A 2932-nucleotide genomic window follows, 5' to 3' on the forward strand; every position below is an offset into this window, starting at 1 on the left:
AGGCGTAGTAACTATTCCAGAAGATAAGGTAAAAGATAATACACCAGTAACAACAACAACAACTGATGATGCTGGTAATAAATCACCTGTTGGTACAGCTACAGCTGGTGAAGCTCCAGACACAACACCGCCAGTAGTTAGCATAACATCTGTTATAAATGAAGATACAGATATGCCTGCAGATGGGACACCTAACTCAACTAAGGTTACATTTACAGTAGATGATCCAACAGCTACAATAGAAGTAACAGGACCAAATGGAGAGACACCAGATAGTATCGTTGAAAATCCAGATGGTAGTAAAACAGCTACATTTAATACTCCACTACCTAAGGATAGTGAAGTAACAGTAACTGCAACAGATGAGGCTGGTAATGAGGGTAGAGATAGTGATATAGTTCCTGCAACTACATTTGCTGATAATGAAGCTCCAACGGTTGATGTGGTAGCAAATCGTGATGGTAGCGTAAGCATAACTCCTGCTAATGATGGTAAGACAATGACGGTTTCGTATATTGATAATGACGATGTTACCCATACTGCTACATACACAAACAATAATGGCACTTGGACAAGAATTTCTGGAGATACAACTTTCCCTAGAAGAACAACAGGTTCTATTACATTAAAAGCCGATGACGTTAAAGACGGCACAGAAGTTAGTGCTACTATTGCTGATGTGGCTGGAAATGTTGGTTCTGATAAAGATACAGCTCTTACACCATTGACAGCTCCAACTATCACTTATGAAGAGGATCAAGATAAAAACAATATAGTAACAAGACAAGAATCTATAGCTGATGGTAGTGTAAATAAAACTGCAGCAACAGTTGCTATCCCATCTGGTGCAATAGAGGGCGATATTTTAACTATTACTAATAATAGGGGTGAAGTAGTTGGTAAATATACAGTAGGTGTTGATGCTAATACTAGTGAGCTTACTTTGATCCCAGATGCTAATACGGCAGCCAATGATGCAAATACTGTAAATGGCTCTACAGTTGAAATTCCATTAACATTTGATGTAAATGCGAGAAACAATACCCTTAATATAACAGCTGAAATTTCTGATGGCTCTCAAAGAAGAAGTGATAAGAAAAATATATCACTAGAAAAACTTGGTGATATGTCTATCTCTATTTTTGAAGGAGATTATGAGATAACTGAGCTTGACTGGCAAAATGGTGGCGCTACAAAAGAGCAGGCTGAAAGCGATGGCGATATAAATAATGCAACAGCCAGAATAAGACTACCAGAAAATATGGTAACTGGTGATGTTATCAAAATCATAGTAGATGATAATTTCAAAAAAGAAAAAGTTGAAATAGAAGTAGAGGTCACAAAAAATAGTGATAATACATTTAGCTTTACAGAAACAACTAACACAGGCAAGGTTGGCAATGTAGAGAATGTAGCTGTAGAAAATGGCGTCGTGTCAATAGATGTCAAAGAAATTCCTACTCATTCTCGCGATGAAGCAGCGCCTGTTGTTAAAGGAGGATATGCTACACAGGTTACGGTTGAGTTAGCTGGTCAGGGCGGGGAAGTAAGAACTACAAAAGTTGAACATCAGATAATGAAAGAGATGAATGAGATGACTATCAGTTATGATGAAGCTGGAAGTGATAATGTTTTATCTATATCTGAAAATCAAGCTGATGGTGATCTAACAAAAAGCAATGTCACTATTAACCTTCCTTATGCGGCAAAAGTTGGCAATACGGTTACTGTTGAGTTTTCAATAGATGGCAATGTTGTTGAAACACAGACGCTTACCATAGACGCAGATATGAAACAAGCTGATCAAATAGTCCTAGAAGCACCAGTAGAGGGTGGTAAAACAGCAGCAGCCAAAGCTACTTTTGCTAATATGACAGCAAGTGCAGAGATTGATGTTGAGGCGGCTGATCCTATACCAGGTAGAGTGGTGGTCGATTTTGCTGATGATGTTATAGCGGAAGGGTTCTTTAAAGATTATACAAGAGCTGAGAATGCTATAAATCAGTCTGAAAGCATAAGAACAGGTAGCGATACCGATACTATGGTAAAATTCCACCTTCCAAGAAACGATGTAAAAGCTGGTTATAAGCTTGTGTTTACTGCTGTAGATACAGATGGCACAGAAACATCAGTAACTCACACTATCACTGAAGCTGAAGTCAGTGCAAGATTTGTTAGCTTAAATGTTGGCTTAGGATCTGTTAAAGAGGGTAATTACCTAAGCATATTAGATGCTCATTTGATAAATAGAAATGATGAAAGTGGCGAGAAAGTTAGCAGTAAAATTTTAGTTGATAGAGGGACTGAGATAGCTATAGATGACATACAGGTGACTTCAGGATCAACTACTATTATAGGATTTGCAGAACCAAACTCTACTTTTGCTATATCAGTTGGTGGAAACGTAGTGTCTAATTCAACAATATCTCAAGACGCAAATGGCAAGTTTAGTATAACCATACCAACAACTATGCAAGATGGTGGTAATATCAACATTAAAGCTACTGATATTCACTACAATACCTCTAATACCTCAATAGACTATAATCAGTTTGTAGATGTGAGTGCGGCAAAAGGTGTTTTTGGTGGAGATACAAGTTCTACTACATTTAATGAAAAAATGAGCGATGGTGATAACTTTATAAAAGTTACAGATAGAATTAGACAAGGTGCTGATATAACCACTCAAGATGGTAATGATATAGTTGTCGTTGATAACTGGATAAATTCTGGCGCTAAAATAGACCTTGGAAATGGCAACAATAAACTATCTGTTGGAACAAACATAGATAGCGCAACTGTAATAGCTGGTGATGGTAACGATATAGTTGTCGTTGATAACTGGATAAATTCTGGCGCTAAAATAGACCTTGGAAATGGCAACAATAAACTATCTGTTGGAACAAACATAGATAGCGCAACTGTAATAGCT

1 protein-coding gene is annotated in these 2932 nt (G+C 37.4%); it reads left to right on the forward strand.

Going from position 1 to position 2932, the window contains the following annotated elements:
- Positions 1-2932: Ig-like domain-containing protein (locus LQV35_RS09055; RefSeq protein ID WP_230057551.1), on the forward strand; the 2932-nt coding region annotated here is incomplete at both ends.

Origin of the sequence: Campylobacter suis, assembly GCF_905120475.1 — a bacterium.
In the GTDB taxonomy this organism is placed as follows: domain Bacteria; phylum Campylobacterota; class Campylobacteria; order Campylobacterales; family Campylobacteraceae; genus Campylobacter_A; species Campylobacter_A suis.